The organism is Rhodococcus sp. Z6_132 (genome assembly GCF_058133635.1).
Map to the genome: position 1 here is coordinate 127712 of NZ_JBYUNP010000003.1, position 26115 is coordinate 153826.

Here is a 26115-nt window from a genome sequence, read left to right on the forward strand (position 1 = left end):
AGCCCCGCCGGAGCTCCGGCGGGGCTGACGTGGTCGTGGGGCTGGTGTCAGCCGACCTCGGGGATCGGCGGCCCCAGCAGGTCGTCGGCATCGGTGATCCGGTAGGCGTAGCCCTGCTCGGCCAGGAACCGCTGCCGGTGGGCGGCGTAGTCGGCGTCCAGGGTGTCGCGGGCGACCACCGAGTAGAAGTGCGCCTGCCCGCCGTCGTGCTTGGGTCGCAGCAGCCGGCCCAGTCGCTGTGCCTCCTCCTGGCGTGAGCCGAACGTCCCCGACACCTGCACCGCCACCGAGGCCTCCGGCAGGTCGATGGAGAAGTTGGCCACCTTGCTCACCACCAGGGTCTGGATCTCCCCGCGGCGGAACTCGTCAAAGAGCTTCTCCCGCTCCTTGTTCCGGGTGGATCCCTGGATCACCGGTGCCCCCAGCGCCTCCCCGAGCTCGTCGAGCTGGTCGAGGTAGGCGCCGATCACCAGGGTGGGCGCCCCGGGGTGGCGCTCCAGGATGGACTTGACCACCGGCATCTTGGTGCGCGCGGTGGAGCACAGCTTGTAGCGCTCCTCCGGCTCGGCGGTGGCGTAGGCCAGCCGCTCGGCGTCGGTGAGCGTCACCCGCACCTCGATGCACTCCGCAGGCGCGATCCAGCCCTGCTCCTCGATGTCCTTCCACGGCGCGTCGTAGCGCTTGGGGCCGATCAGGCTGAACACGTCACCCTCGCGGCCGTCCTCACGCACCAGCGTGGCGGTGAGACCCAGTCGGCGACGCGACTGCAGGTCGGCCGTCATCCGGAACACCGGCGCCGGGAGCAGGTGCACCTCGTCGTAGATCACCAGGCCCCAGTCCCGGGAGTCGAACAGCTCCAGGTGGCGGTACTCGCCCTTGGTCTTGCGGGTGACCACCTGGTAGGTGGCGATGGTGACCGGACGGATCTCCTTGCGCTCACCGGAGTACTCGCCGATCTCGTCCTCGGTGAGGGAGGTGCGGGCCACCAGCTCACGCTTCCACTGCCGTCCGGCCACGGTGTTGGTCACCAGGATGAGCGTGGTGGCCTTGGCCTTGGCCATGGCGGCTGCGCCGACCATGGTCTTGCCGGCGCCGCAGGGCAGCACCACCACGCCGGAGCCGCCGGCCCAGAAGGAGTCGGCCGCCATCTGCTGGTAGTCGCGCAGCTCCCAGTAGCCCTCGTCCCCGGGCTCGCCGCTGTCCAGGGAGATGTCGTGCGCCTCGCCGTCCACGTAGCCGGCGAGGTCTTCCGCCGGCCAGCCGACCTTGAGCAGCATCTGCTTGAGCCGGCCCCGCTCGGACGGGTGGACGACCACCGTGTCGTCGTCCACCCGTGCGCCGAGCATGGGGGCGATCTTCTTGTGCCGCATGATCTCTTCGAGCACTGCTCGGTCGAGGCTGATGAGCACCAGGCCGTGCGCCGGGCTCTTGACCAGCTGCAGCCGGCCGTAGCGGCCCATGGTGTCCACGATGTCCACCAGGAGCGCCTGGGGCACCGCGTAGCGGGAGAAGCGGACCAGGGCGTCGACCACCTGCTCGGCGTCGTGCCCGGCGGCGCGGGCGTTCCAGAGGGCCAGCGGGGTGATCCGGTAGGTGTGCACGTGCTCGGGGGCTCGCTCGAGCTCGGCGAACGGGGCGATGGCCTGCCGGGCCTCACCGGCCAGCTCGTGGTCCATCTCGAGCAACAGCGTCTTGTCGGACTGGACGATCAACGGTCCGTCGGTCACACGTCCTCCTGGGTTTCTGCGGCAACCATTCATCTTCCTCCCTGCGAGGCCCGCGGTGCCACCTGCTGTGCTGAGCCACACCGAAAGTCGTTCGCAGACGGTGCTTGTGTGGCTACGCTGTGCGTGCCGTCACCAGGGAAGGGCCACGCCGATGACCACACCGCCACCCGGACCGCCCCAGGGTCCGCCGTTCGGCCAGGCCCGGGCCCCGGGGCCCGGCTACCCCCACCAGGGCGGCTACCCGCAGGGCCCGCCGCCCCCGCCGGGTCCGTACCCCCAGCCGGGTCCGTACGCCCAGCCAAATCCCTACCCCCAGCAGAACCCGTACCCCCAGCCGGGCCCGTACCCGGGGCCGCCGCCCCGGAGCCGCAAGCGGCTGTTCTGGACCCTGGGCAGCGCGGCGGGAGCCGTGGTGCTCCTGGTGGTCGTGGTGGTCGGGCTGGCGGTGGGCGGGGTGATCGGCAGCAGCGTCAGCACGGCCGACGAGGGTGACTGCCTGGTCATCGCCACGTTCTCCGACACCGACTCCGACGTGGAGCGGGCCGGCTGCGACCAGACCGAGGCGCTCTACCAGGTGGGCAAGAAGCTCGAGGCGCCCAACGTGTGCCCGAACAAGGAGTACGTCCCCCTGACGCTGACCGACGGCGACGGCGACGACCGCACGCTGCTCTGCCTGGTTCCCAACTTCACCGAAGGCAGCTGCTACGGCGTCGCCGACGCCGCCGAGGGCGCCATGAGCAAGGGAGTCAAGAACGCTGACTGCGCCAGCGCGGAGGCGGTGGTCAAGGTGGCCAAGCGCGTGGAGGACTCCGCCGGCAAGAGCCTCTGCGCCGGGATCAGTGACGTCGACGTGCTGAGCTTCCCGCAGCCGGCCCGCACCTTCTGCCTGGTCGACCCCTAGCCCGACCCGGCCAGGGCGCTCACTCGTCGGTGAGGGCCACCGAGGTGATGCGGTGCAGGGCGAAGCGGCGGATGCCGGCGGCGGCGGAGTCGAAGCCCTCGAGCACTCCGGCGCCCACGCTCACCGGTTCCACCACCCGCTGGCTGGCGGTGCCCTGGGCGTCGACGTAGCCGATCCACACGCTGCGCCGCTCCCGGGCGGCCTGCTGCAGCACCGCCATGGTGGCCATGCCGCTGGCTCGGCTGCCGTCGGAGACCACCCGGTTGGCCGGTGTCATGGTGGCCGCCCGGTCGCCGGCGCGCACGCCGCGCACCACCGCGGCACGCTGCTCCGCGCTGGGCGGGGTGGGCACGGGCGAGCGGCGGCGGCTGCGCCGTGCCTCCACCCGCGCACCCCGCGGGCGCAGGTCCAGCACTGCTCCGGTGGGGTCCTCAGCGGCCGGGGCGAAGCCCGCCGAGCGCAGCCCCTCCAGCAGCTCGGCCAGCGACACCGGCGCCACCGCCACCGTGGGGGCGAGACGCCGCAGGCCCAGCTCGTCAGCGATCGGTGAGGCCACCACCTCCGACAGCAGCGCCTCGTCGTCGCAGCGCACGAACGACCCGGCGGTACCCGTGCGCAGCCGGCCGTGCCGGCGGGCCACGTCGTCGATGAGGTAGGTGAGCGCCTGGGGGACCGGGGTGTGCGAGCGCTCGGCGAACAGCGCGTGCAGCTCCGCGGCGCTGCGCCCGGCGTCCAGCGCGCGGCGCACGCTGGACGGGCCCACCCGGTAGACGGTGGCCGCCCCGGCCGACTCCACGTCGGCCACCAGGGCGATGTCCTGCTCCAGCTCGGGCTCCAGCGGTCCCGGCGCCACCACGGTCAGGTCGGCCTGCACCAGCACGTGGTCCACCGGGGCGGGCAGCGCCACCGCCATGGCCGCCTCGACGTCGCCACCGGCGAGCAGGGCACGCCCCGGGGTGCTCAGCGCCCCGCGGCCCAGCACGCCCACCGTGGTGGCCTCGGCCAGCGTCCAGCGGATGAGGTCCTCCCGCAGCCGCCCGCCCCAGCGGGGCCGGCGCCACGACAGCGCGGTCCCTACCTGGGCGGCGTCCAGCGCGGAGCCGGGCGGCAGGTCGGCGAGCACCTGCAGCACGCGGCGGCGGTCGCGCGGGGCGAGCGGGCGGCGCAGCTCCTCGGACAGGGTGGCCAGCGCTTTGTCGCGCTCGTCGCGCTCCCCGACCAGCCCGGGCAGGCGTGGCAGCTCCAGCCAGGCCGTGGCCAGCTCGGCCCAGCGTGCCGCCGGCTCGGCCACCGCCCAGGTGTCGGCGTGCGTCGTCGGCGTCCACGCCGGGTCCGCCGCCTCGTCGGAGGCCACCAGCCCGGCCGCGGCCAGCAGCTCCAGCAGCAGGGGCAGCGCCGCCTCGTCGATGCCGGTCTGCTTGGCCAGCCGACGCAGCTCGCGCACCCCGAGGCCGCCGGAGCGCAGGGTGGGGGCCGGCGCGGCACCGAGGGCCGCGAGCAGGTCGGTGCAGTGCCGCAGCAGCTCCAGCGCGGCGCCGGCGGCGGCGGAGTCCATGTCCTGGCGCGTCACGCTGGTCGGCGTCGCCCGCGGCTCGGTGGGGCTGATCTCGCCCATCGGGCTGCCGCCGCGGAGCACCGCGCTCACCTGGCTGGGCAGCTCCACCGTCTGGTCGTCCACCGGCAGCAGCAGACCCGCCCGCAGCAGCTGTTGCACCGGGCGATCCGCTGGTGTTCCCGGTGCGGCGTCGCGGGTGCGGCCGAAGGGGGCGCCCTTGGCCAAGGTGGTCAGCAGCCCGAGCCGGGCGGCGTCGAGCTCGGCGAGCATGGCGGGGACGTCGGCGTCGACCAGTGCGGCGGACGGGCGACCCACCTGGCCGGCGCGCGGCAGCACCTCCCGCATGGCCGGGGCCACCCGGATGCCGTCGAGCTGCTTGTCCGGTCCCCACACCAGGGCCTGGGCACGCAGCCGCTCCAGCGCGGCGTTGACCTTGGTGGCAGGCACGGAGCTGCCGAGCAGCTCGCGGACGTCGGCCACCGACACCGGCTCGGCGTCGGCCTGGGCCAGCACCAGGGCCTCCAGCACCGCCAGCTCGAACGCGGTGAGCTCGTCTGCGGCGCGAACCACCGAGGCGCGCAGGCCCGCCCGGTTGGCGAGCACCTGGGAGTCGGCAGGCGGCGGCACAGCAAGGTCCGGCCGCAGCTCCAGCAGGGTGCTCAGCTGCTGGTCGGACTGGCGGCTCAACCAGGCGGCGAGGCTCCGTGGGTCAGACATCACTGCCTACGGTAGTGACCTGCCCTGTACGGCAGTGGCAGCGCACTGTCAGAATGTCCGTGTGGCGAAAGCAGATGGCAAGAAGAGCAAGCGCTGGGTCGACCCGTCGTGGCCGAAGGTCCCGGAGGGTGAGCACGCCGTGAGCGAGCTGGCCTCGACTGTCGCGGGTGGGCTCTCGCCCTTCGGCGACACCGAGTTCCCGCTGCCCGCGGACCAGCTTCCCTACGTGCACCCGACGACGGTCATCAACCGCTAGGGAGCCGTCCCACCTGGGAGGCACCACCCACGCGGCCGGCGTCGGTCGGCGCAGGACGACCGGCTCCGCCCGCGTCCGAGCAGACGAGGTCCTCCGATGAGCAAGCCCGAGCTGACCCACGTCGACGCGGCGGGCCAGGCCCGCATGGTCGACGTGACCGGCAAGGACGCCACGGCCCGCACCGCGGTGGCCACCGGCACCTTCCGCACCACGGCTGAGGTGGTCGAGCTGCTGCGCCGGGACGGGCTGCCCAAGGGCGACGCCCTGGCCACGGCGCGCATCGCCGGCATCATGGCCGCCAAGCGCACCCCCGACCTGGTTCCGCTGTGCCATCCCATCGCGCTGTCCGGGGTGGTGGTGGACCTGCGGCTGGGGGAGGCCGACGTCGCCGTCACCGCCACCGTCCGCACCACCGACCGCACCGGGGTGGAGATGGAGGCCCTCACCGCCGTGGCGGTGGCCGGGCTGACCCTGCACGACATGGTCAAGGCGGTGGACCCCGCCGCCACCATGGATGGCGTGCGCGTGGAGACCAAGGACGGCGGCAAGACCGGCCACTGGAGCCGGCCGTGAGCCGCGCCGTGGTGGTGGTGGCCTCCACCCGGGCCGCCGGCGGGGTCTACCCGGACCGCACCGGACCGATCATCGTGGACTGGCTGCGCGAGCACGGCCACCAGGTGGACGAGCCCGTGGTGGTTGCCGACGGCGAGCCGGTGGCCCAGGCCCTGCGGACTGCCCTCGCCGCTGCCCCCGGCCTCGTCCTCACCACCGGTGGCACCGGCATCAGCCCCACCGACGCGACTCCCGAGCTCACCCGCGCGCTGCTCGACTACGAGGTGCCCGGGCTGGCCGACGCCGTCCGGGCCGCGGGCTCGGACGCAGTGCCCACGGCGATCCTCTCCCGCGGCGTGGCCGGGGTGGCCGGCCGCACCCTGGTGGTGAACCTGCCCGGCTCCACCGGCGGCGTCCGGGACGGGCTCGCGGTGCTGGAGCCGGTGCTCGACCACGCGCTGGACCAGCTGGCGGGGGGCGACCACCGGTGACGGCACACGTGGCGCGGGCGCTGGTGACCGAGGACGAGCTGAGCCTGGCCGAGCACGAGGCGCTGGTGGCCGAGCAGGCCGCTGGTGCGGTGGTGAGCTTCGCCGGGGTGGTCCGCGACCACGACGGGGGCCGCACCGTCACCGCGCTGGAGTACTCCGCGCACCCCACGGCGGGTGCGCTGGTGGCCGAGGTGGCCGCTGATGTCGCGGCGCGGGTGCCGGGGGTGCGGGCGGTGGCGGTGAGCCACCGGGTCGGTCCACTGGGCATCGGCGACGTCGCGCTGGCGTGCGCGGTCTCGGCCGACCACCGGGCCGAGGCGTTCCAGGTCTGCGCGCTGCTGGTGGACGAGGTCAAGGCGCGCATCCCGGTGTGGAAGCGCCAGGTGTTCCCGGACGGCACCGACGAGTGGGTCGGCTGCGCCTGAGCGCGACGGCCTGGCCCCACAACCTGGTGGCGCAGCAGAAGACCCCGGCACCGTGGAGGCTGCCGGGGTCTTCTGCTGTGGTGCTGTGGATCAGCCCAGGTGGAGGACCTGGCCGGGGTAGATCACGTTGACGTTGCTGATGGTGCCCTTGTTCAGCTGGAAGATGGCCTGGTAGCCACCGGAGATGCCCTGCGAGCGGGCGATGCCGGACAGCGTGTCACCGGACTTGACCGTGTAGGTGCCGGCCGAGGAGGTCGCCGCCTTGGTCGTGGTCTTGGTGGTGGCCTTGGTCGCGACCTTGGGGGCGGCAGCCTTCGGAGCAGCAGCCTTGGGGGCGACAGCCTTGGGAGCAGCCTTCGGGGCGGCAGCCTTGGGAGCAGCAGCCTTGGGGGCCGACTTGGTGGACGCCTGCGGGGCGCTGGCACCGGCGGTGGCCGACGCGTTGCCCGAGCCGGTCAGCACCTTGCCGCAGACGGGCCAGGCACCCTTGCCCTGGCCGGCGAGGACGCGCTCGGCGATGGCGATCTGCTGGGCCTTGCTGGCCTGGTTGGCCTGCGGGGCGTAGGCGTGGCCGCCGAAGGCCTTCCAGGTGCTGGCGGTGAACTGCAGGCCGCCGTAGAAGCCGTTGCCGTTGGCGATGGACCAGTTGCCGGTGCTCTCGCACTGGGCGACTGCATCCCACTGGCTGGCGGAGGCCGCCGAGGCGGGCGCGGCCAGCACGGTGAGAGGGGCGCCGACGACCATGCCGGTCAGAGCGACCTTGGCGACGGTGCGGCTGGTGGTGGTGGGCTTGCGGTGACGGCCTTGGGTACGGGACATCTGGGTGGATCCTCTCCATACGCGCCTGCGAAGTCAGCTGTCGGGTTCGGGCTGAGAGGTAGCCCGGCTTCCCCACCCGTGGCTCGAGTGGTTTCGCTTCACCCCAAGGACCTAGGCAGCAGATCTGCGCCTCGGCCCGTCGTTCGGCTGCCCGAACGTGGGTCCTCCGTCCCTGCTCCTGATGGTTCTCGAGGTAACCGGTTCCCACGGAGCAGGGTTTGGCGCGGCGGACCGGTTCGGCCGGGGCTGTTCCGGCCAGGGGGAACGGTACGTGCGGTGCAGGCTGCCGTCACCTCGTCCACTGTGGCCGATTTGTTACCTGTAACGCCCCTGCCACGGTTGACGATCCCGGCATAACTCCAGGTCAGGGCACTGACGCGTCTGTTCGTTGCGGACTCGTTATCCCGCCGTGATGTGACCGAGATCACGTTTGGCCAGACGTTTATCTGACTGTTATCCGCCCGCGAAAGGTGGCAGCACGTCGACGGTGCCGCCGGGGGGCAGCGGCCGCTCGCGGTCGCGGACGGCGACCTCGTCGAGCAGGAACGAGCAACGCTTGAGCACCTCGACCAGGGGCGGGTGTCGCTCCGCGAGGACGGCCAGCAGCGTGCTGAGCGTGGTGCCGGCCGGCGCGCTCACGATCTCGGTGGGGGTGCCCGCCGCGGCCCGCGCCGCGGCGAAGTAGCGCACCTCCAGCTCGATGGCGGGTGCGCTGGTCGTCGGGCTGGTGCTCTCCGGGGAGGCGCTCACGAGTCAGCCCCCGATCGCGCTCATCGGGCGGGTGGGCTGCAGGAAGCCGGGGTCGTTGATCCCGTGACCCGGCAGCTTGGCCCACATGGCGTCCTGCCAGCGCTGCGCGATCGCGTCGTCACCGGCGTCGGAGCGCAGCAGGTCGCGCAGGTCGGTCTCGCCGGTGGAGAACAGGCAGCTGCGGACCTGGCCGTCGGCGGTGAGCCGGGTGCGGTCGCAGTCACCGCAGAAGGGTCGGGTGACCGAGGCGATGACGCCGACCGTCGCGGGTCCGCCGTCGACCAGCCAGCGCTCGGCGGGCGCGGCTCCGCGCGCCTCGCTGTCGGGAGTGAGCGCGTAGGCGGTGCGCAGCGAGGCCAGGATCTCCTCGGCGGTGACCATCTCGCTGCGCTCCCAGCCGTGCTGGGCGTCCAGCGGCATCTGCTCGATGATCCGCAGCTCGTAGCCGTGCTCCAGGCAGAACTGCAGCAGCTCGGGCGCGTGGTCGTCGTTGATGCCCCGCATCAGCACCGCGTTCACCTTCACCGGCGTCAGCCCGGCGTCGGCCGCGGCCCGCATCCCGGCGAGGACGTCGGCCAGCCGGTCGCGGCGGGTGATCTGGTGGAACAGCTCGGGGCGGACGGTGTCCAGCGAGACGTTCACCCGGTCCAGGCCCGCGGCGCGCAGGGCCTTGGCCTTGCGGACCAGGCCGAGCCCGTTGGTGGTCAGCGAGATCTCCGGCCGCGGACGCAGCGCGGCGGCGTCGGCGATGATCCCGGCGAGGTCGCCGCGCAGCAGCGGCTCGCCGCCGGTGAAGCGCAGCTCGCGCACGCCCAGGTCGGTGACGGCGATGCGGATCAGCCGGGCCAGCTCCGCGCGGGTGAGCAGCTCGGAGGTGGGCAGCCAGTCCAGGCCCTCGGCCGGCATGCAGTAGGTGCACCGCAGGTTGCAGCGGTCGGTGAGCGAGATCCGCAGGTCCGTGGCGACCCGGCCGTGGGAGTCCAGCAGGGCCGAGGTCTGCGGGCGCGCCGGGTCGCGTGGCGGGGTGACGCCACCGCGGCCCGGCACGGGCAGGCCAAGTGAGACAACGGTCATGCGGCCAGCCTATCGAGGCCGACGAGGGGCAGCAGAAGGACAAAGGGACCCGCGCAGGGGCTGCCATGGATGGCTGTTCCGCACGCGCGGGTATAGCGTGCGATTCATGCCGCAGCTGAGGATTAGTGAAGCGGCGGCAGTGCTCGCCGTCAGTGACGACACCGTGCGTCGCTGGGTGGACTCCGGGGCGCTCAGCGCGCAGCGCGACACCGCCGGACGCATGGTCGTCGATGGGGCGGAGCTGGCCGCCCACGCCACCGCGCACGCCCCCACCACCACCGATCCGTCCGGGGTGGGGAGGTCGGCGCGCAACCGCTTCGTCGGGCTGGTGACCCGGGTGGTGGCCGACGAGGTGATGGCTCAGGTGGAGATGCAGTGTGGGCCGCACCGCGTGGTCTCGCTGATGAGCAGCGAGGCGGTGCGCGAGCTCGGCCTGGAGCCCGGCCGGGTGGCCGTCGCGGTGGTCAAGGCGACGACGGTGATCGTGGAGACCCCCGAGGGGCAGCAGTGACGGTGCGCCGGCGGCGGCGTCTGCGCCACGCGGTGCCCGCCGGGCTGGCGGTGCTGGCGGTCTCCGCGGCCACCGGGTGCAGCACCGGCGCCGACGGTCCGGGCACGCTCACCGTCTTCGCCGCGGCCTCCCTGCAGCCGGCCTTCACCCAGCTGGCCACCGCCTTCGAGCAGGCCCACCCCGGCACCCGGGTCAGCTACAGCTTCGCCGGCTCCTCCGCGCTGGCCACCCAGGTCGACCAGGGGGCGCCCGCCGACGTGTTCGCCTCGGCCGACGAGGCGACGATGCGGCGAGTGGTCGACGCCGGGCTGGTGACGGGCGCGCCCACCACCTTCGCCACCAACTCGCTGCAGATCGCCGTCGCCCCGGGCAACCCGCGCGGAGTCACCGGGCTGGCCGACCTGGCTCGCCCGGGCACCGCCGTGGTGCTCTGCGCCGTGCAGGTTCCGTGCGGGACCGCCGCCACGAAGGCCGCCGGTGCCGCGGGCGTGCGCCTCGCCCCGGTGAGCGAGGAGTCGTCCGTGACCGACGTGCTGAACAAGGTGGTGGTGGGGGAGGCCGACGCCGGGCTGGTCTACCGCAGCGACGTCACCACCTCGGGGGGCCGCGTCAGCGGGGTCGACTTCACCGAGAGCGGCGCGGCGGTCAACCGCTACCCCGCGGCCGTCCTCACCGGCGCCAAGGACCCCGCGCTGGCCGAGGACTTCCTCACCCTGCTCACCAGCGAGCAGGGCCGGACCGTGCTGGCCCAGGCCGGCCTCGCCGCGCCGTGAACGTCCTCCGTCCGGGGCGGACCTTCTCGGGCGTGCCGCGCTGGGTCTTCGTCCCCGCGGTGATCGGCGCGCTGTTCGTGCTGCTGCCACTGGTGAGCATGGTCGCCACGGTGCGCTGGAGCGAGCTGCCGTCCCTGGTCACCTCGCCGTCGGCGCTGGCCGCACTGGGGCTGAGCCTGCGCACCTCCGCCGCCGCCACCGTGCTTTGCGTGCTGCTGGGCGTGCCGATGGCCCTGGTGCTCGCTCGCGTACAGCTGCCGGGCCTGCGGGTGCTGCGGGCGCTGGTGCTGCTGCCGCTGGTGCTGCCCCCGGTGGTCGGCGGCATCGCGCTGCTGTACACCTTCGGGCGCAGGGGCCTGCTCGGGCAGCACCTGGACGCGCTGGGACTGCAGATCGCCTTCTCCACCACTGCGGTGGTGCTGGCGCAGACCTTCGTGGCGCTGCCGTTCCTGGTGCTGAGCCTGGAGGGCACCCTGCGCACCGCGGGGCAGCGCTACGAGGCGGCCGCGGCCACCCTGGGCGCGCGTCCGGCGACGGTGCTGCGCCGGGTGACGCTGCCGCTGGTGCTGCCCGGCCTGGTCTCCGGTGCGGTGCTCTCCTTCGCCCGTGCGCTCGGCGAGTTCGGCGCCACCCTCACCTTCGCCGGCAGCCTGGAGGGCGTCACCCGCACCCTGCCGCTGGAGATCTACCTGCAGCGCGAGACCGACGCCGACGCCGCAGTCGCGCTGTCGCTGGTGCTGGTGGTGGTCGCCGTCCTGGTGGTGGTGGCCGCGCGCGGCCGGGCCGGCTCGGGCGCGCTGTGACCGGCGGGCCGGTGCGCACCGGTGCGCTGGCGGTGCGTGCGCAGGTCGCCGCGCGCGGCGTGGAGCTCGAGCTGGAGGTGGGCGCCGGTGAGGTGGTGGCGGTGCTCGGGCCCAACGGCGCAGGCAAGTCCACCCTGCTGTCGGTGGTGGCCGGGCTGCTGCACCCCGACGAGGGGAGGGTGAGCCTGGACGGGCGGGTGCTGCTGGACACCGGCACGGGGACCCGGGTGCCACCGCACCGGCGCGGGGTCGCGCTGCTGGCCCAGGACCCGCTGCTGTTCCCGCACCTGAGCGTGGCCGACAACGTCGCGTTCGGCCCCCGCAGCGCCGGGCAGGGACGCCGCGCGGCCGCCACCGTCGCGGCGCGCTGGTTGGCGGAGGTCGGGGCCACCGAGCTGGCGGGGCGTCGGCCGGCGGCGCTGTCGGGTGGGCAGGCGCAGCGGGTGGCGGTGGCCCGGGCGCTGGCGGCTGAGCCCGCGCTGCTGCTGCTGGACGAGCCGATGGCGGCGCTGGACGTGGGCGCGGCGCCGGCCATGCGCTCGGTGCTGCGCCGGGTGCTGCGCGAGGAGGGCGGACGCAGCGCGCTGCTGGTCACCCACGACGTGCTCGACGCCCTGGTGCTCGCCGACCGGGTGGTGGTGGTCGAGGGCGGTCAGGTGGTGGAGGCCGGTCCGGCGGCACAGGTGCTCAGCCGTCCCCGCAGCTCCTTCGCGGCCCGCATCGCCGGGCTGAACCTGCTGCTGGGCACCGTGACCGAGCGCGGGCTGCGCACCACCAGCGGCACCGCCCTGGCCGGTGTGCTGGACGAGGACTGCCGCCCGGGGCAGCCCGCGGTGGCCGTGTTCGACCCGCTGGCCGTGGCCGTGCACGTGCAGCCACCCGGTGGCAGCCCGCGCAACGCCGTCCCGGTGCGCGTGACGGCGGTGGAGCCACGGGGCCAGCTGGTGCGGGTGCGTGCGGTGCAGGACGGCGGCGAGGTGCTGCTGGCCGACGTCACCACGGCATCGGTGGCCGAGCTGGACCTGGTGCCCGGGCACCGCGCGTACTTCGTGGTCAAGGCAGCCGAGGTCCGGGTGCACCTGCGCTGATCTGCCCAGGACTGGTCGTGGTGGGTCAGACTGGGACGGTGAGCACCGACCCGAGCGCCAGCGATCCCGAGGCCAGCAAGGACGCCGCCGCCGCCTGGACCTACCTGATGGACATGGACGGCGTGCTGGTGCACGAGGACACCATCGTCCCCGGCGCCGACGTGTTCCTCTCCGAGCTGCAGGCCGCCGGCAACCCGTTCCTGGTGCTCACCAACAACTCCATCCGCACCCCGCGCGACCTGCGCGCCCGGCTGCTGGTCACCGGCCTGGACGTGCCCGAGGAGTCGATCTGGACCTCGGCCCTGGCCACCGCGACGTTCCTGGACTCCCAGCGTCCCGGGGGCAGCGCCTACGTGGTGGGGGAGTCCGGCCTGACCACCGCGCTGCACGACGTCGGCTACGTCCTCACCGACCGCGACCCCGACTACGTGGTGCTGGGCGAGACCCGTACCTACTCCTTCGAGGCCATCACCACCGCCATCCGGCTGGTGGAGCGTGGCGCCCGGTTCATCGCCACCAACCCCGACGCCACCGGCCCCTCGCGGGAGGGCTCGCTGCCCGCCACCGGGGCGGTGGCGGCGCTGATCACCCGTGCCACCGGCCACGAGCCGTACTACGTCGGCAAGCCCAACCCGCTGATGATGCGCAGCGGGCTGCGCAGGCTGGGCGCGCACTCGGCGAACACCCTGATGATCGGCGACCGGATGGACACCGACATCGTCTCCGGCCTGGAGGCGGGGCTGCAGACCATCCTGGTGATGACCGGAATCTCCACCGTCGCCAGCGTGGAGCGCTTTCCCTACCGGCCCACGCTGGTGCTGGACTCCGTGGCGGACCTGGTCGGCCACACCGCCCGCCCCTTCGGCTGAGCGGGGCTCACCTGCGCCGCCACTGTGTCTATCGGCGTGGCGCCGCCACGATGTCTATCGGCGTGGCGCCGCCACTGTGCTCACCTGCGTGGCGCCGCCACAGCGTCACCTGCGTGGCGCTGCCACGATGTCCTTGCCGAGCGGGGTCAGCGAGATCGGGATCATCTTCAGGTTGGCCACGGCCAGCGGGATGCCGATGATGGTGATCGCCATCGCGATGGCGCTGAGCACGTGCCCGATGGCGAGCCACCAACCGGCGAAGACGAACCAGATGACGTTGCCGACGGCCGAGCCGACGCCCGCGGTCGGCTTGCGCACCACGTCACTGCCGAAGGGCCACAGCGCGTAGCCGGCGATGCGGAACGAGGCGATGCCGAACGGGATGGTCACGATGAGCACGCAGCAGATCGCTCCCGCCAGGACGTAGCCCAGGGCCAGCCAGATCCCACCGAACACGAGCCAGATGATGTTGAGCAGCAGCCTCATGCCACCAGAGTAGGCGGATGTCCGTTCTTCCCTCCTTCTTCCCCTTTGCCGCACCGTGCTGTACGGTTGGTGCAGCAGCCCACCTAGCGGCTGCCCGAGAGCGCGTCACGCGCCCGGTTCTTGCTCCGCGGGACATCCCCAAGCAGTAGGAAAGTCACAGACCGTCTCCACAAGTGTGTCGAGACGGCCAGCTCGAGAGGAACAACAGTGCCTGAATCAGATCTCGGTCCCTGGGACGACTGACCCAGAACCACCAGCAACCACGAGAACGCCCCGGCCACACGGCCGGGGCGTTCTGCGTCTCCCCGGCAGCCGCCTGTTCGGGCACGATGGCACCAGGCGCCGCCAGCCGCGGCGCGGCGGCAGGGGTGCAGCGGGCAGGGGGATGCCGGTGGAACGGCAGCAGGGGTCAGGTCCAGGGGTGGCGCAGCCAGCAGGAACGGGTGCGCCGTCGTTCGCGCGCGGACCCGACACGCCGGCGCTGCTGAGCACGACCATCGGCGCCAACCTCGCCGACACCGTGCGCAGGCACGGCAGCAGGGACGCCCTGGTGGACGTGCCCACCGGCCGACGGTGGAGCTACGACGAGCTGCACGCGGCGGTGCTGGAGCTGGCCGCCGGGATGCTGCGGGCCGGCGTCGCGGTGGGCGACCGAGTCGGCATCTGGTCGCCCAACCGTCCGGAGTGGACGCTCGTCCAGTACGCCGCCGCCGAGGTCGGCGCGATCCTGGTCAACGTCAACCCCGCCTACCGGGTGCACGAGCTGGAGTACGTCCTCGACCAGGCCGGCATCCGCCTGGTGGTGGCCGCACCGCGCTTCCGCGCCGCCGACTACGCCGCCATGCTCGCTGAGGTGGCCCCACGGTGCGTGGCGCTGGAGCAGGTGGTGCTGCTGGACACCCCCGCGTGGGACGCGCTCGCCGCAGGCGGCCGGGACGACGCGGCCGTGGCAGCGGTGGCGGTGGGACTGCACCCGGACGACCCGATCAACATCCAGTACACCTCCGGCACCACCGGCTTCCCCAAGGGCGCCACGCTCAGCCACCGCAACATCCTCAACAACGGCTACCTGGTGGGCGAGCTCTGCCACTACAGCGAGCGGGACCGGGTCTGCATCCCGGTGCCCTTCTACCACTGCTTCGGGATGGTGATGGGCAACCTGGCCTGCACCAGCCACGGGGCGGCGATGGTGATCCCCGCGGAGGGCTTCGACCCCGCCGCGACCCTCGCCGCGGTGGCCGCGGAGCGGTGCACCAGCCTCTACGGGGTGCCGACGATGTTCATCGCCGAGCTGTCCCTGCCCGACTTCGCCGCGCACGACCTGTCCTCGCTGCGCACCGGCATCATGGCCGGCTCGCCCTGCCCGGCCGAGGTGATGCGCCAGGTGATCGATCGGATGCACATGGCCGAGGTGTCCATCTGCTACGGCATGACCGAGACCTCCCCGGTGTCCACCCAGACCCGCTCCGACGACTCCCCGCGGCGGCGGGTGCAGACGGTGGGGCGGGTGGGCCCGCACCTGCAGGTGCAGGTGGTCGACCCCGCCACCGGTGACGTGCTGCCCCGCGGGGAGACCGGCGAGCTGTGCACCCGCGGCTACAGCGTGATGCTCGGCTACTGGGACGACCGGGCTCGCACGGCCGAGGCGGTGGACGAGCAGGGCTGGATGCACACCGGCGACCTGGCGGTGATGGACGACGACGGCTACCTGCAGATCACCGGCCGCATCAAGGACATGGTGATCCGCGGCGGGGAGAACGTGTACCCGCGCGAGGTGGAGGAGTTCCTGCACACCCACCCCGACATCCGCGACGCCCAGGTGATCGGCGTGCCCGACGAGCGCTACGGCGAGGAGCTGATGGTGTGGGTGCAGCTGCGCACCGGCGCACCCGCGCTCACCGCGGAGAGCGTGCGGGAGTTCTGCAGCGGACACCTGGCCCACTACAAGATCCCCCGCTACGTGCACGTGGTGGAGGAGTTCCCGATGACCGTCACCGGCAAGGTGCGCAAGGTGGAGATGCGCGAGCAGTCCGCCGCGCTGCTGGGGCGCGCCGGCTCGTGAGGGCGGGCCTCAGCGGGTGCGGCGGCCCTCGCGGAAGGCGGAGAACACGGAGAGGAACAGGCCCACCGGCACCAGCATGCCGATCAGGTACAGCGCCAGCGGCGGGTCGACGTCGGCGACCGGCCGGCTCAGGAAGATGGCGAGGACGCCCAGCACCCCCAGCGCGAACAGGACGAGGCCGGTGGTGAACAGGCGGGAGCGGCCGTGGGTGGTGCCGGCGGGGGTGGGAGACACGCGCCCACGGTAGCGCGACCGGTTGATGGTGGTGCCGCCGCGGGCCTGGGCCGGTATCCTGGACCGAACGCGCCCTAGTCGGACAAGGGGCGCGTTCGTCGTGCTAGAGGTGCGACCCAGGAGTTGCGACCGAATGATGGACAGGTGAGCAGGGTGCCAACCGGCAAGGTGAAGTGGTACGACGCGGAGAAGGGCTTCGGCTTTCTCTCCCAGGAGCAGGGCGAGGACGTCTACGTCCGCTCGTCCGCGCTGCCCGAGGGCGTCGAGTCGCTGAAGGCAGGCCAGAAGGTGGAGTTCGGCATGGCCTCGGGTCGGCGCGGACCCCAGGCGCTCAGCCTGAAGATCGTCGAGCCCACGCCGTCGATCAAGCAGCAGGCCCCGGCAGCCCCGGCGAAGCGGCACACGCCGGACGAGCTGCACGGGATGGTCGAGGACATGATCACGATGCTCGAGGCCACCGTGCAGCCCAGCCTGCGCAAGGGGCGCTACCCCGACCGCAAGACGGCGCACCGCATCTCCGAGGTGGTCCGGGCGGTGGCGCGCGAGCTGGACAGCTAGCTCGCCGAGACCGGCGTGGGGTCGGTCCGCACCGACCACGTCGCGCGGGCGATCGGGTTGCCGTCCGCGTCAGTGGCCCCGGACGGCAGCTGGACCTCCACGCCGGTCAGCTGGGCCGACGGGTCGGGCGGGGTCACCGTCACGGCCAGGCGCTCGCCGGGCCGGAAGTACTGCTGGGTGATCTCGTCCGCACCGGCCGGCGTGCGGTAGGTGGTCAGCAGCCGCCAGGGCGCGTCACCGATGTCGGTGGGCAGTGACACCTGCAGCGGGGAGCCCACCCGCACCGGGAGCTCGGCGGTGCTGCCGGTGCGGCACTCGGTGAAGTCCAGCGAGCAGTAGGTGGTGGGGCCGGTGGCCACCGTGTCGCCGTCGGCGAAGAAGGTGATCTCGGGCAGGTGCGGGTCTGACGAGCAGCCTGCGGCCACCACCGCCAGCACTCCTAGCCCTGCCGCGACCAGCCGTCCGTTGCGTGTCAGCACCGCTTGAGGATAGGGGAGCGCTCAGGCCACCGATGCAGCAGTCGGGGTGCGGCTGGGACGGTCGCCACCGAGTCCCGGCAGCAGGGTGCGGCCATTGCGGGTGAGGGCTGCCTGCGTGGTGCCCAGCGCCAGCAGCACGGAGATGACGGTGAAGCCCACCCAGTAGTTGGGCGGCAGCAGCACGCCGAGCGCGCCGCCGAGCACCCAGGACAGCTGCAGCACGGTCTCCGAGCGACCGAACGCCGAGGCGCGGGCCTCCTCGGGCAGGTCGCGCTGCATGGTGGCGTCCAGGGACACCTTGGCCAGCGCGCTGCCCGTCGCTCCCACCAGGGTGGCCAGCGCGGCGGTGGGCAGGCCGGGGAGCAGCGCGGCCACCACGCACATGGCCAGCGTCGCCGACGCGCACCAGATGATCACCACGTCCGGCTTGCCCAGCGTCATCCGTGCCCCGATGGCGTTGCCGAGGAAGTTGCCCAGCCCGGCGCCGGCGCCCACCGCGCCCAGGGTGGTCGCGTACATCAGCCCGCCCTCGGCGGTGGCCTTGGCCACGAAGGCGATGTACAGGGTGATGAACCCGGTGAGCACCCTGGTGCTGCCGGTGCCCCACAGGCTGGCCAGCACCAGGCTGCTCAGCGGCTGCTTGGCCGCCTTGCCCTGGCGCTTGGGCGAGCGTTCCGCGCGCTCGTCGGCGTGGGTGTAGACGAGCGAGGTACGCACCTCGCCCTCGGTGACCTCCACCCACTTGGGTATCCGCATGCACAGCCAGGCGCCGACGAGCATGACCGCGGCGCTGAACCACAGGGCTCCGCCCGAGCCGAACACGCTGGCCCAGGCCCCGGCGATGCCGCCCACCACGATGGTGCCGACCAGGCCGAACACGGTGAGCCGCGAGTTGCTCTTGACCAGGCTGATGCCGGGTGGCAGCACCCTGGGCATGACGGAGGACTTGAGCACCCCGAAGGACTTGCTGAACACCAGCACGCCCAGCGCCGCGGGGTAGAGCTGCCAGCTGTTGAAGTTCAGCGCCATGATCACCGCGAGCACGGCGCGGCCGACGAACGAGCCGGCCAGCGCCAGCCGTCGGCCCCGCTGGATGCGGTCCAGCGCCGGGCCGATCAGCGGTGCGATCACCGCGAACGGGGCCACCGTGATGAGCAGGTACAGCGCCACCTTGCCCTTGCTCTCCCCGGTGGCGGCGGCGAAGAACAGGGTGTTGGCCAGCGCGACGGCGATCGCCGCGTCCGAGGCGTAGTTGGCCATGGAGGCGTAGGTCAGCGAGGTGAGCCCGGACTTGTCCGCGCCGTCGGCGCTGGCGGCGCGGTGGAACTGCCGGATGCCGTCGCGGGTGAGCTGCTTACTGCGCATGGCCGCCACCCGGGTGACGGTGAGCTTGCGTGGCGCCTGGCGGGTGGTGGCGCGGCCGACCGGGCTCTCGAGCTCGCGGGTGGCGACGTCCTCCGGCGCCAGCCGCGGGGTCGGCGGGGCCTGCAGGGGGTAGCGCTCCGTGGGCGGCTCGTTGTGCCCGTTGTGCCCGTCGCCTCCGTGCCCGTGGCCGGGGTGGTGCTCGGGCAGCGGTGCCGGCGGGCGGTAGCCGGTCGGGGCGGGCAGCTCCGTCGCCACGCCGTGCGGCGTCACCTCGCTGGGCGCCAGGTTCCCCGGCGCGGGGTGGGCAGGTGCCGGGAAGAGGGGCGCCACGCCGGCGGTGGGTTCCGGCTGCGGGGTGGGTTCCGGCTGTGGCGTGCGGTCGGGGCGGGCCTGTGGGCGGCGGATGCCCATCCGGGCGCGCCGGCGCGGGTTCAGGGGCACGGTGGCGTCGGCCGGCTCGGTGCCGCCGGCAGCGGACTGCTTGCGGCCGGCGCTCCAGCCACGCCGTGCCTGTGCGCCACCACGAGAGGCAGTGTCATCACCATGAGCAGTCACGAGGTTGATTCTGCCGCAACGGCGGACGCCTGGCGCGAGCCCAGGGGGGTGCGCCGCTCAGGGCGCGTCGGCAACTGGGACGAAACGGACTTCGTACGTCGTGGGCCACAGCTTTCCGGTGATCAGGAAGCGATCTCCCACAGCGGCGATGCCGTTCAGCACGTCGGCGCCGGGTGCCTGGGAGCGGTCGAGCAGCCCCGCGGCGTCCACCACGGCGGTCACCGTGCCGGTCGCGGGATCGATCCGCACGATCCGGTCGGTCTGCCAGACGTTGGCCCACACGGCGCCGGCCACGCACTCCAGCTCGTTGAGCTGGGTGAGCGGCGCCCCCTGCAGCCGCACCGACACCGACCCGGTGGGGGCGAAGGTGGTGGGGTCGCGGAAGGTGAGCGTGTCGGTGCCGTCGCTCATCACCAGCACGCCGTCCGGGTGGCCGTCCTGGTGGCACAAGCCCCAGCCTTCCCCGGTGTAGCTGGCCCGGCCCGTCTCGGCAAGCGTCGTGGCGTCCCGGCGCAGGGCCACCCCGTCCTGCCAGGTCAGCTGCCAGACGGTGTCGCCCACCACGGTGAGGCCCTCGCCGAACAGGTCGGCCGGCAGGGCGGCGGAGGCCAGCTCGGTGCCGGTGGCCAGGTCGCTGCGGGTCACCCGGGAGCGGCCGGCGAGCCCGGTCCCCTCGTAGAGCTGGCCGCCCGCCACCTCCAGGCCCTGGGTGAACGCCGACGGGTCGTGCGCCCGGGTGCTGAGCACCTCGACGCGCAGCTGCTCGGGGGCCGGCCCCGCGCCGCCGGCAGCGAGCTGGTCGGGTGCTGGGCCGGCGCACCCGGCCACCGTGAGCAGCAGGCAGCACACGGCCACGACGGTGCGCAGCGAGCTGGACATCGCCTCATCATGCCGGTCCGGGATCGGTCGTGCGGAGGAGGTTGAGACGATGCGGCACAATTGGGGTGTGAGCAGCACCAGCACCATCCCTGACCCGAGCTCCGTCGACCAGCAGCACGCGTCGCCGCAGGCGGCCGACGAGCAGCCGGTGCGTGCCGTGCTCGCCGCGGCCGTCGAGCTGGCCAGGGCCGCAGCCGTGGAGCTCGACGAGGGCGAGGTCGGTGCGCACCTGGGGGTGCACGCCGAGCCGGACAGCGAGGGCTGCGCCGCCACCCACCGCTTCGCCGCCGAGCTGAAGGGCTACCGCGGCTGGGAGTGGGCCGTGGTGGTGGCCGCCGCGCCAGACTCCGACCACGTCACCATCAGCGAGATCGTGCTGCTGCCCGGCCCGGACGCCCTGGTCTCCCCGGAGTGGCTGCCGTGGGAGGAGCGCATCCAGGCCGGTGACCTGGGCAGCGGCGACCTGCTGCCCCCGCCGGAGAACGACCCGCGCCTGGTGCCGGGCTACCTCTACAGCGACGACCCCGCGGTGGAGGCGCTGGCCACCGAGGTGGGGCTCGGCCGCCGCCAGGTGATGAGCCTGGAGGGCCGGCTGGACGCGGCGGAGCGCTGGTACGACGGCCCGCACGGTCCCGGCGCCGCCGTGGTCCCGCTGCACTGCGGCACCTGTGGCTACTACCTTCCCGTCGCCGGCTCGCTGGGGGCAGCGTTCGGGGTGTGCGGCAACGAGATGTCCGCCGACGGCCAGGTGGTGCACGCGGAGTTCGGCTGTGGCGCGCACTCCGACACCGTGGTGGTCGACCTCTCGCCCACCCCGGTCTCGGAGGTGGTCTACGACGACTCCGCCCTGGAGCTGGTGGACGTGCCCACCCGCCCCGCCGGTGACAGCCCAGTACCGGACAGCCCAGTGTCGGACAGCCCAGTGTCGGACGCCGCAGCACCCGAGGCCGGGGTTGCCCAGCCGTCCGAGGAGATCACCCCGACGCCGGAGCCTGACTCGGCGTCGCGGGGCGAGTGAGCCCCCGGAGCACTCCGGAACCAGCAGTGTCGGCCGACGACCCGTTCGGTCTGGCTGAGCTGCGGGCCGCGGTGCTGCAGGCCTGGCGGCGCTCACCCACCCGGCTGCGCGAGGACACGGCAACCGAGGCCGACCTGGTGCGCGGGGGGTACCGCGACCGGGTGCTCACCGAGCTTGCGCAGAACGCCGCCGACGCGGCGGCGCGGGCCGGGGTGCCCGGTGAGCTGACCGTCCGCCTCGTCGATGGCGAGCTGCGGGTGGCCAACACCGGACAGCCGCTGGAGCTCTCCGGCGTGCAGGCGCTGGCGGCCCTGCGGGCCTCGGGCAAGACCAGCGGGGTGGGACGCTACGGCGTCGGCTTCACCGCGGTGCTCGCCGTCAGCGAGGAGCCGCGGCTGCTCTCCACCACCGGCTCGGTGGCGTTCTCCGCTGCCCGCACCCGTGCCGAGCTCGGGCTCACCGAGGTGCCGGTACTCCGCCTGGCCTGGCCGGTGGCCGAGCAGCCGCCCGCCGGCGCCGCCACCGAGGTGGTGCTGCCGCTGCGCGAGGGCGTGGACGGCGCCGCCCTGCTCACCGACTTCCTGCTGCAGGCCCCGCAGCTGCTGCTGGCGCTGCCCGCGCTGCAGCGCATCTCGGTGGACGGTGAGGTGGTGCACCGCACCGAGCGCGAGCTCGGCCCCGGGCTGCGCGAGCTGACCGTCGGCTCGCAGCGCTGGTGGTGCGTCGATGCTGCCGCTCCTGCGGACGGTGCCGTGACCCCCGTGCGGTGGCTGGCCCGGCTGGGCGCGGACGGTGCGGTGGTCGCGCTGGGCGACGACGTGCTGCACGCCCCCACCGCCACCGACGAGGAGCTGTCGCTGCCCGCGATGCTCATCACCGACGTGCCGCTGCAGCCGGACCGGCGGCGGGTGCTGCCCGGCACCTCGCTGGGCCCGGTGGCCGGCACCTACCCGCGGCTGGTGGCCGCGGTGCCGCCGGAGGAGCGCACCCGGCTGGTGCCGCTGCCGGGCTTTCCCCGCAGTGCGGTGGACGCCCAGCTGCGCGAGGAGGTCGTGGCCGCGCTGCGCGACGCCGCGTGGCTGCCTGCCGCGCTGGCCGAGGACGCTGGGCCGGACGGCGCGGCGCAGGAGAGTCCCCGCCGGCTGGTGGCACCCCGGGCCGCCCAGGTGCTCGACGTGGCGGGCCCGGAGCTGACCGCGCTGCTGGCCGACGTGCTGCCCGGGCTGCTCGACGCCGAGCTGTCCGCCGCCGTGCACGCCCCGGCGCTGGTCGCCCTCGGGGTGCCGCGCACCGGGCTGGCGACGCTGGCCGAGGAGCTGTCCACAGTGCACCGCGAGCCAGGGTGGTGGCACCGTCTCTACGCCGCCCTGGAGCCGCTGGTGCTCGATCAGCGCGCCGCCGACGAGCTGGCCGGCCTGCCGGTCCCGCTGGTGGACGGCCGCACCGTGCTGGGCCCGCGCAGCACCATCCTGGCCGAGGTGCCGCTGGCGGTGCCCGGCATCCGGGTGGTGCACCCTGACGCGGCGCACCCGCTGCTGCGCCGCCTCGGCGCCGTGCCCGCCGGACCCGGCGAGCTGCTGGCCGACGAGCTGCTGCAGGAGGTGGTCCGCGAGGCCGACCCGGACGACCCGCTGGCCGCCGCCGAGCTGGCCACCGCGGTGCTGGGTCTGGTGGACGCCGCCGGGGTGAGCCCGGGGGAGCACCGCTGGCTCGGCGAGCTGCTGCTGCCCGACGTCGACGGTGAGCTGCGCCCGGCCGACGAGCTGCTGCTGCCCGACGCGCCGCTGGCAGCGGTGCTGGCCGCCGATGCGCCGTTCACCACGGTCGCCCAGCGGGTGGTCGACGAGCACGGGCCCCGGCTGCTGCAGGCAGTGGGCGTGGGTCACGGCTTCGCCGTCCTCGCCGACGACGACCCTGCCGGGCCCGACCACGACCTGGACGACGAGCAGCGCTGGTGGGACGGCTGCGACCCCGAGCCGGCCACCGTGCTCGCCGTGCGCGACCTCGACCTGGTGGACCCCGCCCGGTGGGAGCAGGCGCTCACCCTGCTGTGCGCCGAGCCGGAGACGCTGGCCGCGCTGCGCCAGCCCGGCGGCTACACCGCCTGGTGGCTGCGCCGGCACGCCGAGCTCGACGGGGTACCGCTGGAGTGCTGGCGCCACCACGACGACGCGACCTTCGCTGGTCTGCTGGACCCCGCGCCGCTGCCGGCGCTGCCCGCGGCGGTGCTGGCCGGCGCCGAGGTCACCTCCACCGAGCTGGCCGCGCTGCTGCTGCGGCGCCTGGCTGACCCCTCGCGGCAGCCCAGCGTGGCGGTGGTGGCCGGTGCCCACTCGGCCCTGGCCACGGCTGTGCGCACGGGGGCGGTGGAGCTGGACGAGCTGGACCCGCCGGAGCGGGTGCGCGCGCTCAGCGGCACGGTGGTCGACGGTGCCGGGGCCGCGGTGCTCGACCAGCCCTGGCTGGTGCAGGTGTGCCCGGCCGACACCGTGGTCCTGGGGCCGACCGGCGAGCTCGCCGCGGACCTGGCCGACGTCCTGGACCTGCCGCTGGCCTCCGAGCGCCACGCCGGCCACGTGCGCTCCGCCGGCCAGCCCCGCCCGTGGGCGAGCCTGGCCCCGGCCGTCCTGGCCTGCGCAGCCCTGGCAGTCCCGGTGCCCGAGGGCGTGGTGGTGCTGCACGAGCAGCTGCGCGTGCAGGTGGGGGAGCAGGCGCACCGGGTGGACTGGTGGGTGGACGACGCGGAGGTGCTGCACGCCCAGGACAGCGGCGTGGTGCACGCGCTGCTGCACTCCCGATGAGCCGCCTGGACGTGCGCGTCGCGGTCCTGCTGGCCCTGCTCGGTGCGGCGGCGGTGGTGGTCCTCAGCGTGCTCACCGGCAGCGGGCTCAGCGACGTCGACAGCCCCGTGCTGCGCTTCGCCCTGGACCACCGCAGCCCCGGCGCCACCACCTTCTTCGACACCGTCACCAAGCTCGGGGGCACCATCGCGGCCACGGTGGTGGTGACCGCGGTGGCGGGGTTCGCGGCGCTGCGGCGCTGGTGGGTGCTGGCCGGGCAGGCCGTGGTCACCGGCTTGGGTGCGGTGGTGCTGGTGGTGGGACTCAAGCGGTTGTTCGACCGGCAGCGCCCGCCGCTGGACACCCGGCTGAACGTGCTGCACTCGCTGTCGTTCCCGTCCGGGCACGCGCTGGGCTCCATGGTGGCGGCCTACCTGGTGGTGGTGCTGGTGGTCACCTGCACCCGCTCCGTGCTGCTGCGCACCGTGGCCGGGATCGGCGCGGCGGTCTACCTGGCGCTCATCGGGGCGTCCCGGCTGTACCTGGCCGTGCACTGGACGACGGACGTGCTGGGCGGGTGGCTCATCGGCGCGGCCTGGGCCACGCTCTGCCTGCTAGTGGCGGGCTGGGTGCGGACGAGCAGGCCCAGTGCAGCGGTGATCGGCGCTGCCGCGAGCGGCACCCGCCCCTAGGACAGCCCTTGCTGGCTGCCGCGGCTGCCGCTGCGCACCGCCCGGCGCTGCCAGTAGAAGACGCCGTAGCCCAGCACGCCCAGCGCGGCGCCCACCGCGCAGGTGGCGATGACCATGCTGTTGGTGTGTCCGGTGGCGGCACGGACGAGCACCACGACCAGGGCCACCACCCAGGCGGCGGTGCCCACGGCGATCACCGGCCGGGGGTCGGCCAGCCGTCGGGGCAGCGGGGGAGCGGCGGGTGGGTGGTGGGGCACCGGTGCATGTAACCACAGCCTCCCCGGTGTGATCACCGCTACTGTGTGCCCATGACCGAGGAGCGCGACAGCCAGCTCGCCAGCGATCTCCGGTTGTCCGTGCTGCGTCTCAACCGGAGGCTCCGCGCCCAGCGCACCGACTCTCGGGTCAGCCTCACCCACATCTCCGCGTTGTCCACCTTGCACGTGTACGGACCCATGACTCCTGGCGCGCTGGCCGCCAAGGAGCGGGTGCAGCCGCCGTCGATGACCCGGATCATCTCGGTGCTGGAAGACCTCAGCTTCATCGGGCGCAAGCCCCACCCCACCGACGGCCGACAGGTGATCGTCAGCGTGCTCGAGCCCGGTGTGGAGTACCTGCAGGCGGAGATCAACGCGCGGGAGGCCTGGCTGGACAGCCGGCTGTCCGAGCTGACCGGGGCGCAGCGCCGCGTCCTGCGCGAGGCCTCCGACATCATCGAGCAGATGGTCGGCAGCGAGGAGTGAGCTGAGCCGGTCACCGACCGGTGCAGCGCGGACAGGAGGTAGTGGTGGCAGCTAACCCCAGCATCGTGGTGGGCGTCGACGGATCGCCGGCATCAGACCGGGCCGTGCGCTGGGCGGCGGAGGCCGCCCAGCTGCACCACGCCCCGCTGGTGCTGGTCTCGGCGTGGACGGTGTCGATGGCCGCCTACGGCGGGATCGGCATGCCCCAGTGGTTCTTCGACGACCAGGTGGCCGAGGCCCGGCGGAAGCTGGAGGCGGCGGAGCAGCTGGTGCGCTCGGTGGCGGGCGAGCCCGTCAGCCTGGACAAGCAGCTGGTGGCCGGTGCGCCCGCCGAGGCGCTGGTGGAGCTCTCCATCGGCGCCCGGATGGTGGTGGTCGGGGCCCGCGGGCTCGGTGAGCTCACCAGCGGCCTGGTCGGGTCGGTGAGCTCGGCGGTCTCCCACCACGCCGAGTGTCCGGTGGTGATCCTGCACGACACGGACGTGGCGCCCGCAGTCTCGGGCGAGGGCGAGGGCGAGGGCGAGGGCGAGGGCGCGGTGGTGGTCGGCGTGGACGGCTCCGCGGCGAGCGAGCCGGCCCTGGCCATCGCGTTCGAGGAGGCGTCCCTGCGGGGGGCGGAGCTGGTCGCGGTGCACGCCTGGAGCGACCAGTCGCTGCGCCCGGCCACCCCCGACCGCGGTCTGCCGTGGGAGTCGATCGAGTCGGCGGAGAAGGCTGCGCTGGCGGAGTCGCTGGCCGGCTTCACCGATCGCTACCCGGACGTGGTGGTGCAGCGGGTGGTGGTGCAGGACCGCCCGGTGCGGCACCTGCTCGCCTGCTCGGAGGGTGCGCAGCTGCTGGTGGTGGGCTCGAGGGGCCGCGGGGGCTTCCGGGGGCTGCTGCTGGGCTCCACCAGCACCGCGCTGCTGCACTCCGCGGAGTGCCCGCTGATGATCGTGCGCAACCGCCGCTGA

The 26115-nt window shown here is 73.8% G+C and carries 28 protein-coding genes and 1 riboswitch; of the genes, 17 read left to right on the forward strand and 11 right to left on the reverse strand.

What is annotated here, in order from left to right:
• Positions 1-47 precede the first annotated feature (47 nt).
• Entirely contained in the window at positions 48-1727 is a 1680-nt protein-coding gene (locus AC3YO9_RS13755) for a DNA repair helicase XPB (RefSeq protein ID WP_127781997.1), read from the reverse strand.
• Positions 1728-1878: 151 nt separating this feature from the next.
• On the opposite strand from AC3YO9_RS13755, the gene AC3YO9_RS13760 reads away from it, so the two are divergent.
• Positions 1879-2628, forward strand: a complete 750-nt coding sequence (locus tag AC3YO9_RS13760) for an LppU/SCO3897 family protein (protein WP_489983561.1) — start codon at positions 1879-1881, stop codon at positions 2626-2628.
• Between the two features lie 19 nt (positions 2629-2647).
• Here the strand turns inward: AC3YO9_RS13760 and AC3YO9_RS13765 are convergent, their stop codons facing one another.
• The gene (locus tag AC3YO9_RS13765; protein WP_489983562.1) at positions 2648-4900 is read right to left on the reverse strand and encodes a helicase-associated domain-containing protein; all 2253 of its coding nucleotides are present in this window, start codon (positions 4898-4900) and stop codon (positions 2648-2650) included.
• A 61-nt stretch (positions 4901-4961) separates the two neighbouring features.
• Here AC3YO9_RS13765 and AC3YO9_RS13770 point away from each other — a divergent pair, with 61 nt between their 5' ends.
• The 4 genes from AC3YO9_RS13770 to AC3YO9_RS13785 all read left to right on the forward strand — a co-directional run bounded on the left by AC3YO9_RS13770 (position 4962) and on the right by AC3YO9_RS13785 (position 6624).
• Positions 4962-5156: a hypothetical protein gene (locus tag AC3YO9_RS13770; protein ID WP_206518083.1), complete on the forward strand. Its 195-nt coding sequence runs from the start codon at positions 4962-4964 to the stop codon at positions 5154-5156.
• A 96-nt stretch (positions 5157-5252) separates the two neighbouring features.
• The gene (gene moaC, locus AC3YO9_RS13775; protein ID WP_489983563.1) at positions 5253-5729 is read left to right on the forward strand and encodes a cyclic pyranopterin monophosphate synthase MoaC; all 477 of its coding nucleotides are present in this window, start codon (positions 5253-5255) and stop codon (positions 5727-5729) included.
• Between the two features lie 11 nt (positions 5730-5740).
• Positions 5741-6199, forward strand: coding sequence for a MogA/MoaB family molybdenum cofactor biosynthesis protein (locus tag AC3YO9_RS13780; RefSeq protein ID WP_206518173.1), 459 nt, complete (start codon positions 5741-5743; stop codon positions 6197-6199).
• Positions 6196-6624, forward strand: coding sequence for a molybdenum cofactor biosynthesis protein MoaE (locus AC3YO9_RS13785; protein ID WP_127782003.1), 429 nt, complete (start codon positions 6196-6198; stop codon positions 6622-6624). Before AC3YO9_RS13780 ends, AC3YO9_RS13785 begins: the two co-directional genes overlap by 4 nt.
• A gap of 90 nt (positions 6625-6714) precedes the next feature.
• Here the strand turns inward: AC3YO9_RS13785 and AC3YO9_RS13790 are convergent, their stop codons facing one another.
• The 3 genes from AC3YO9_RS13790 to moaA form a co-directional block, all read right to left on the reverse strand.
• On the reverse strand, positions 6715-7443 hold the full coding sequence (locus tag AC3YO9_RS13790; RefSeq protein WP_489983564.1) for a transglycosylase family protein: 729 nt from the start codon (positions 7441-7443) through the stop codon (positions 6715-6717).
• 6 nt (positions 7444-7449) lie between these two features.
• Positions 7450-7640: riboswitch (cyclic di-AMP (ydaO/yuaA leader) on the reverse strand.
• A gap of 256 nt (positions 7641-7896) precedes the next feature.
• Positions 7897-8193 (reverse strand): MoaD/ThiS family protein, encoded by a 297-nt coding sequence (locus tag AC3YO9_RS13795; protein ID WP_489983565.1) that lies wholly within the window; start codon positions 8191-8193, stop codon positions 7897-7899.
• Positions 8194-8196: 3 nt separating this feature from the next.
• Positions 8197-9267 (reverse strand): GTP 3',8-cyclase MoaA, encoded by a 1071-nt coding sequence (gene moaA / locus AC3YO9_RS13800; protein ID WP_489983566.1) that lies wholly within the window; start codon positions 9265-9267, stop codon positions 8197-8199.
• A gap of 106 nt (positions 9268-9373) precedes the next feature.
• Between moaA and AC3YO9_RS13805 the strand changes: the two genes are divergently transcribed.
• From AC3YO9_RS13805 to AC3YO9_RS13825, 5 genes are all read left to right on the forward strand, one after another.
• Positions 9374-9778, forward strand: a complete 405-nt coding sequence (locus AC3YO9_RS13805; protein WP_489983567.1) for a TOBE domain-containing protein — start codon at positions 9374-9376, stop codon at positions 9776-9778.
• A 2-nt stretch (positions 9779-9780) separates the two neighbouring features.
• Entirely contained in the window at positions 9781-10551 is a 771-nt protein-coding gene (gene modA, locus AC3YO9_RS13810) for a molybdate ABC transporter substrate-binding protein (RefSeq protein ID WP_489984058.1), read from the forward strand.
• Positions 10548-11354, forward strand: a complete 807-nt coding sequence (locus tag AC3YO9_RS13815; RefSeq protein ID WP_127782008.1) for an ABC transporter permease — start codon at positions 10548-10550, stop codon at positions 11352-11354. The genes modA and AC3YO9_RS13815 overlap by 4 nt, the downstream gene beginning before the upstream one ends.
• Positions 11355-11365: 11 nt before the next feature.
• A complete protein-coding gene (locus AC3YO9_RS13820; RefSeq protein WP_489983568.1) occupies positions 11366-12442 on the forward strand; it encodes a sulfate/molybdate ABC transporter ATP-binding protein in 1077 nt (358 codons plus the stop codon).
• Between the two features lie 107 nt (positions 12443-12549).
• Entirely contained in the window at positions 12550-13311 is a 762-nt protein-coding gene (locus AC3YO9_RS13825) for an HAD-IIA family hydrolase (RefSeq protein WP_127784616.1), read from the forward strand.
• A gap of 105 nt (positions 13312-13416) precedes the next feature.
• Here the strand turns inward: AC3YO9_RS13825 and AC3YO9_RS13830 are convergent, their stop codons facing one another.
• Positions 13417-13797, reverse strand: a complete 381-nt coding sequence (locus tag AC3YO9_RS13830) for a YccF domain-containing protein (RefSeq protein ID WP_489983569.1) — start codon at positions 13795-13797, stop codon at positions 13417-13419.
• A 385-nt stretch (positions 13798-14182) separates the two neighbouring features.
• On the opposite strand from AC3YO9_RS13830, the gene AC3YO9_RS13835 reads away from it, so the two are divergent.
• Positions 14183-15859 carry an AMP-binding protein gene (locus AC3YO9_RS13835; protein WP_489983570.1) on the forward strand — a complete coding sequence of 559 codons (1677 nt, stop codon included), beginning with the start codon at positions 14183-14185 and terminating at the stop codon, positions 15857-15859.
• 9 nt (positions 15860-15868) lie between these two features.
• Here the strand turns inward: AC3YO9_RS13835 and AC3YO9_RS13840 are convergent, their stop codons facing one another.
• Positions 15869-16093, reverse strand: a complete 225-nt coding sequence (locus AC3YO9_RS13840) for a hypothetical protein (RefSeq protein ID WP_489983571.1) — start codon at positions 16091-16093, stop codon at positions 15869-15871.
• Positions 16094-16246: 153 nt separating this feature from the next.
• Here AC3YO9_RS13840 and AC3YO9_RS13845 point away from each other — a divergent pair, with 153 nt between their 5' ends.
• On the forward strand, positions 16247-16651 hold the full coding sequence (locus tag AC3YO9_RS13845) for a cold-shock protein (RefSeq protein ID WP_489984059.1): 405 nt from the start codon (positions 16247-16249) through the stop codon (positions 16649-16651).
• Here AC3YO9_RS13845 and AC3YO9_RS13850 read toward each other — a convergent pair.
• From AC3YO9_RS13850 to AC3YO9_RS13860, 3 genes are all read right to left on the reverse strand, one after another.
• Entirely contained in the window at positions 16648-17130 is a 483-nt protein-coding gene (locus tag AC3YO9_RS13850) for a DUF2771 domain-containing protein (protein WP_127782011.1), read from the reverse strand. The two genes, AC3YO9_RS13845 and AC3YO9_RS13850, sit on opposite strands and share 4 nt — an antisense overlap.
• Before the next feature lie 21 nt (positions 17131-17151).
• Positions 17152-18906, reverse strand: coding sequence for an MFS transporter (locus AC3YO9_RS13855; RefSeq protein ID WP_489984060.1), 1755 nt, complete (start codon positions 18904-18906; stop codon positions 17152-17154).
• Between the two features lie 201 nt (positions 18907-19107).
• Entirely contained in the window at positions 19108-19929 is an 822-nt protein-coding gene (locus AC3YO9_RS13860) for a glutaminyl-peptide cyclotransferase (RefSeq protein ID WP_489983572.1), read from the reverse strand.
• 67 nt (positions 19930-19996) lie between these two features.
• Between AC3YO9_RS13860 and AC3YO9_RS13865 the strand changes: the two genes are divergently transcribed.
• The 3 genes from AC3YO9_RS13865 to AC3YO9_RS13875 are packed head-to-tail and all read left to right on the forward strand — an operon-like array spanning position 19997 to position 24419.
• Entirely contained in the window at positions 19997-20947 is a 951-nt protein-coding gene (locus AC3YO9_RS13865) for a DUF3027 domain-containing protein (RefSeq protein ID WP_489983573.1), read from the forward strand.
• Positions 20948-20973: 26 nt separating this feature from the next.
• Positions 20974-23748 carry a sacsin N-terminal ATP-binding-like domain-containing protein gene (locus tag AC3YO9_RS13870; RefSeq protein WP_489983574.1) on the forward strand — a complete coding sequence of 925 codons (2775 nt, stop codon included), beginning with the start codon at positions 20974-20976 and terminating at the stop codon, positions 23746-23748.
• Positions 23745-24419 carry a phosphatase PAP2 family protein gene (locus AC3YO9_RS13875; RefSeq protein ID WP_489983575.1) on the forward strand — a complete coding sequence of 225 codons (675 nt, stop codon included), beginning with the start codon at positions 23745-23747 and terminating at the stop codon, positions 24417-24419. Before AC3YO9_RS13870 ends, AC3YO9_RS13875 begins: the two co-directional genes overlap by 4 nt.
• Here AC3YO9_RS13875 and AC3YO9_RS13880 read toward each other — a convergent pair.
• Positions 24416-24676: a DUF2530 domain-containing protein gene (locus tag AC3YO9_RS13880; protein ID WP_127782014.1), complete on the reverse strand. Its 261-nt coding sequence runs from the start codon at positions 24674-24676 to the stop codon at positions 24416-24418. The genes AC3YO9_RS13875 and AC3YO9_RS13880 overlap by 4 nt on opposite strands.
• A 51-nt stretch (positions 24677-24727) precedes the next feature.
• Between AC3YO9_RS13880 and AC3YO9_RS13885 the strand changes: the two genes are divergently transcribed.
• Together AC3YO9_RS13885 and AC3YO9_RS13890 are read left to right on the forward strand one after the other, a co-directional pair.
• Positions 24728-25162 (forward strand): MarR family winged helix-turn-helix transcriptional regulator, encoded by a 435-nt coding sequence (locus AC3YO9_RS13885; RefSeq protein WP_127782015.1) that lies wholly within the window; start codon positions 24728-24730, stop codon positions 25160-25162.
• A 44-nt stretch (positions 25163-25206) separates the two neighbouring features.
• On the forward strand, positions 25207-26115 hold the full coding sequence (locus AC3YO9_RS13890) for a universal stress protein (RefSeq protein ID WP_489983576.1): 909 nt from the start codon (positions 25207-25209) through the stop codon (positions 26113-26115).

Coding starts and splice junctions, on each gene's coding strand:
- AC3YO9_RS13875 (WP_489983575.1), top strand. CDS start 23,745: ATGAGCCGCCTGGACGTGCGCGTCGCGGTCCTGCTGGCCCTGCTCGGT.
- moaC (WP_489983563.1), top strand. CDS start 5,253: ATGAGCAAGCCCGAGCTGACCCACGTCGACGCGGCGGGCCAGGCCCGC.
- AC3YO9_RS13765 (WP_489983562.1), bottom strand. CDS start 4,900: ATGTCTGACCCACGGAGCCTCGCCGCCTGGTTGAGCCGCCAGTCCGAC.
- AC3YO9_RS13825 (WP_127784616.1), top strand. CDS start 12,550: ATGGACATGGACGGCGTGCTGGTGCACGAGGACACCATCGTCCCCGGC.
- AC3YO9_RS13830 (WP_489983569.1), bottom strand. CDS start 13,797: ATGAGGCTGCTGCTCAACATCATCTGGCTCGTGTTCGGTGGGATCTGG.
- AC3YO9_RS13760 (WP_489983561.1), top strand. CDS start 1,879: ATGACCACACCGCCACCCGGACCGCCCCAGGGTCCGCCGTTCGGCCAG.
- AC3YO9_RS13855 (WP_489984060.1), bottom strand. CDS start 18,906: ATGGGCATCCGCCGCCCACAGGCCCGCCCCGACCGCACGCCACAGCCG.
- AC3YO9_RS13790 (WP_489983564.1), bottom strand. CDS start 7,443: ATGTCCCGTACCCAAGGCCGTCACCGCAAGCCCACCACCACCAGCCGC.
- AC3YO9_RS13835 (WP_489983570.1), top strand. CDS start 14,183: ATGCCGGTGGAACGGCAGCAGGGGTCAGGTCCAGGGGTGGCGCAGCCA.
- AC3YO9_RS13860 (WP_489983572.1), bottom strand. CDS start 19,929: ATGTCCAGCTCGCTGCGCACCGTCGTGGCCGTGTGCTGCCTGCTGCTC.
- AC3YO9_RS13805 (WP_489983567.1), top strand. CDS start 9,374: ATGCCGCAGCTGAGGATTAGTGAAGCGGCGGCAGTGCTCGCCGTCAGT.
- AC3YO9_RS13885 (WP_127782015.1), top strand. CDS start 24,728: ATGACCGAGGAGCGCGACAGCCAGCTCGCCAGCGATCTCCGGTTGTCC.
- moaA (WP_489983566.1), bottom strand. CDS start 9,267: ATGACCGTTGTCTCACTTGGCCTGCCCGTGCCGGGCCGCGGTGGCGTC.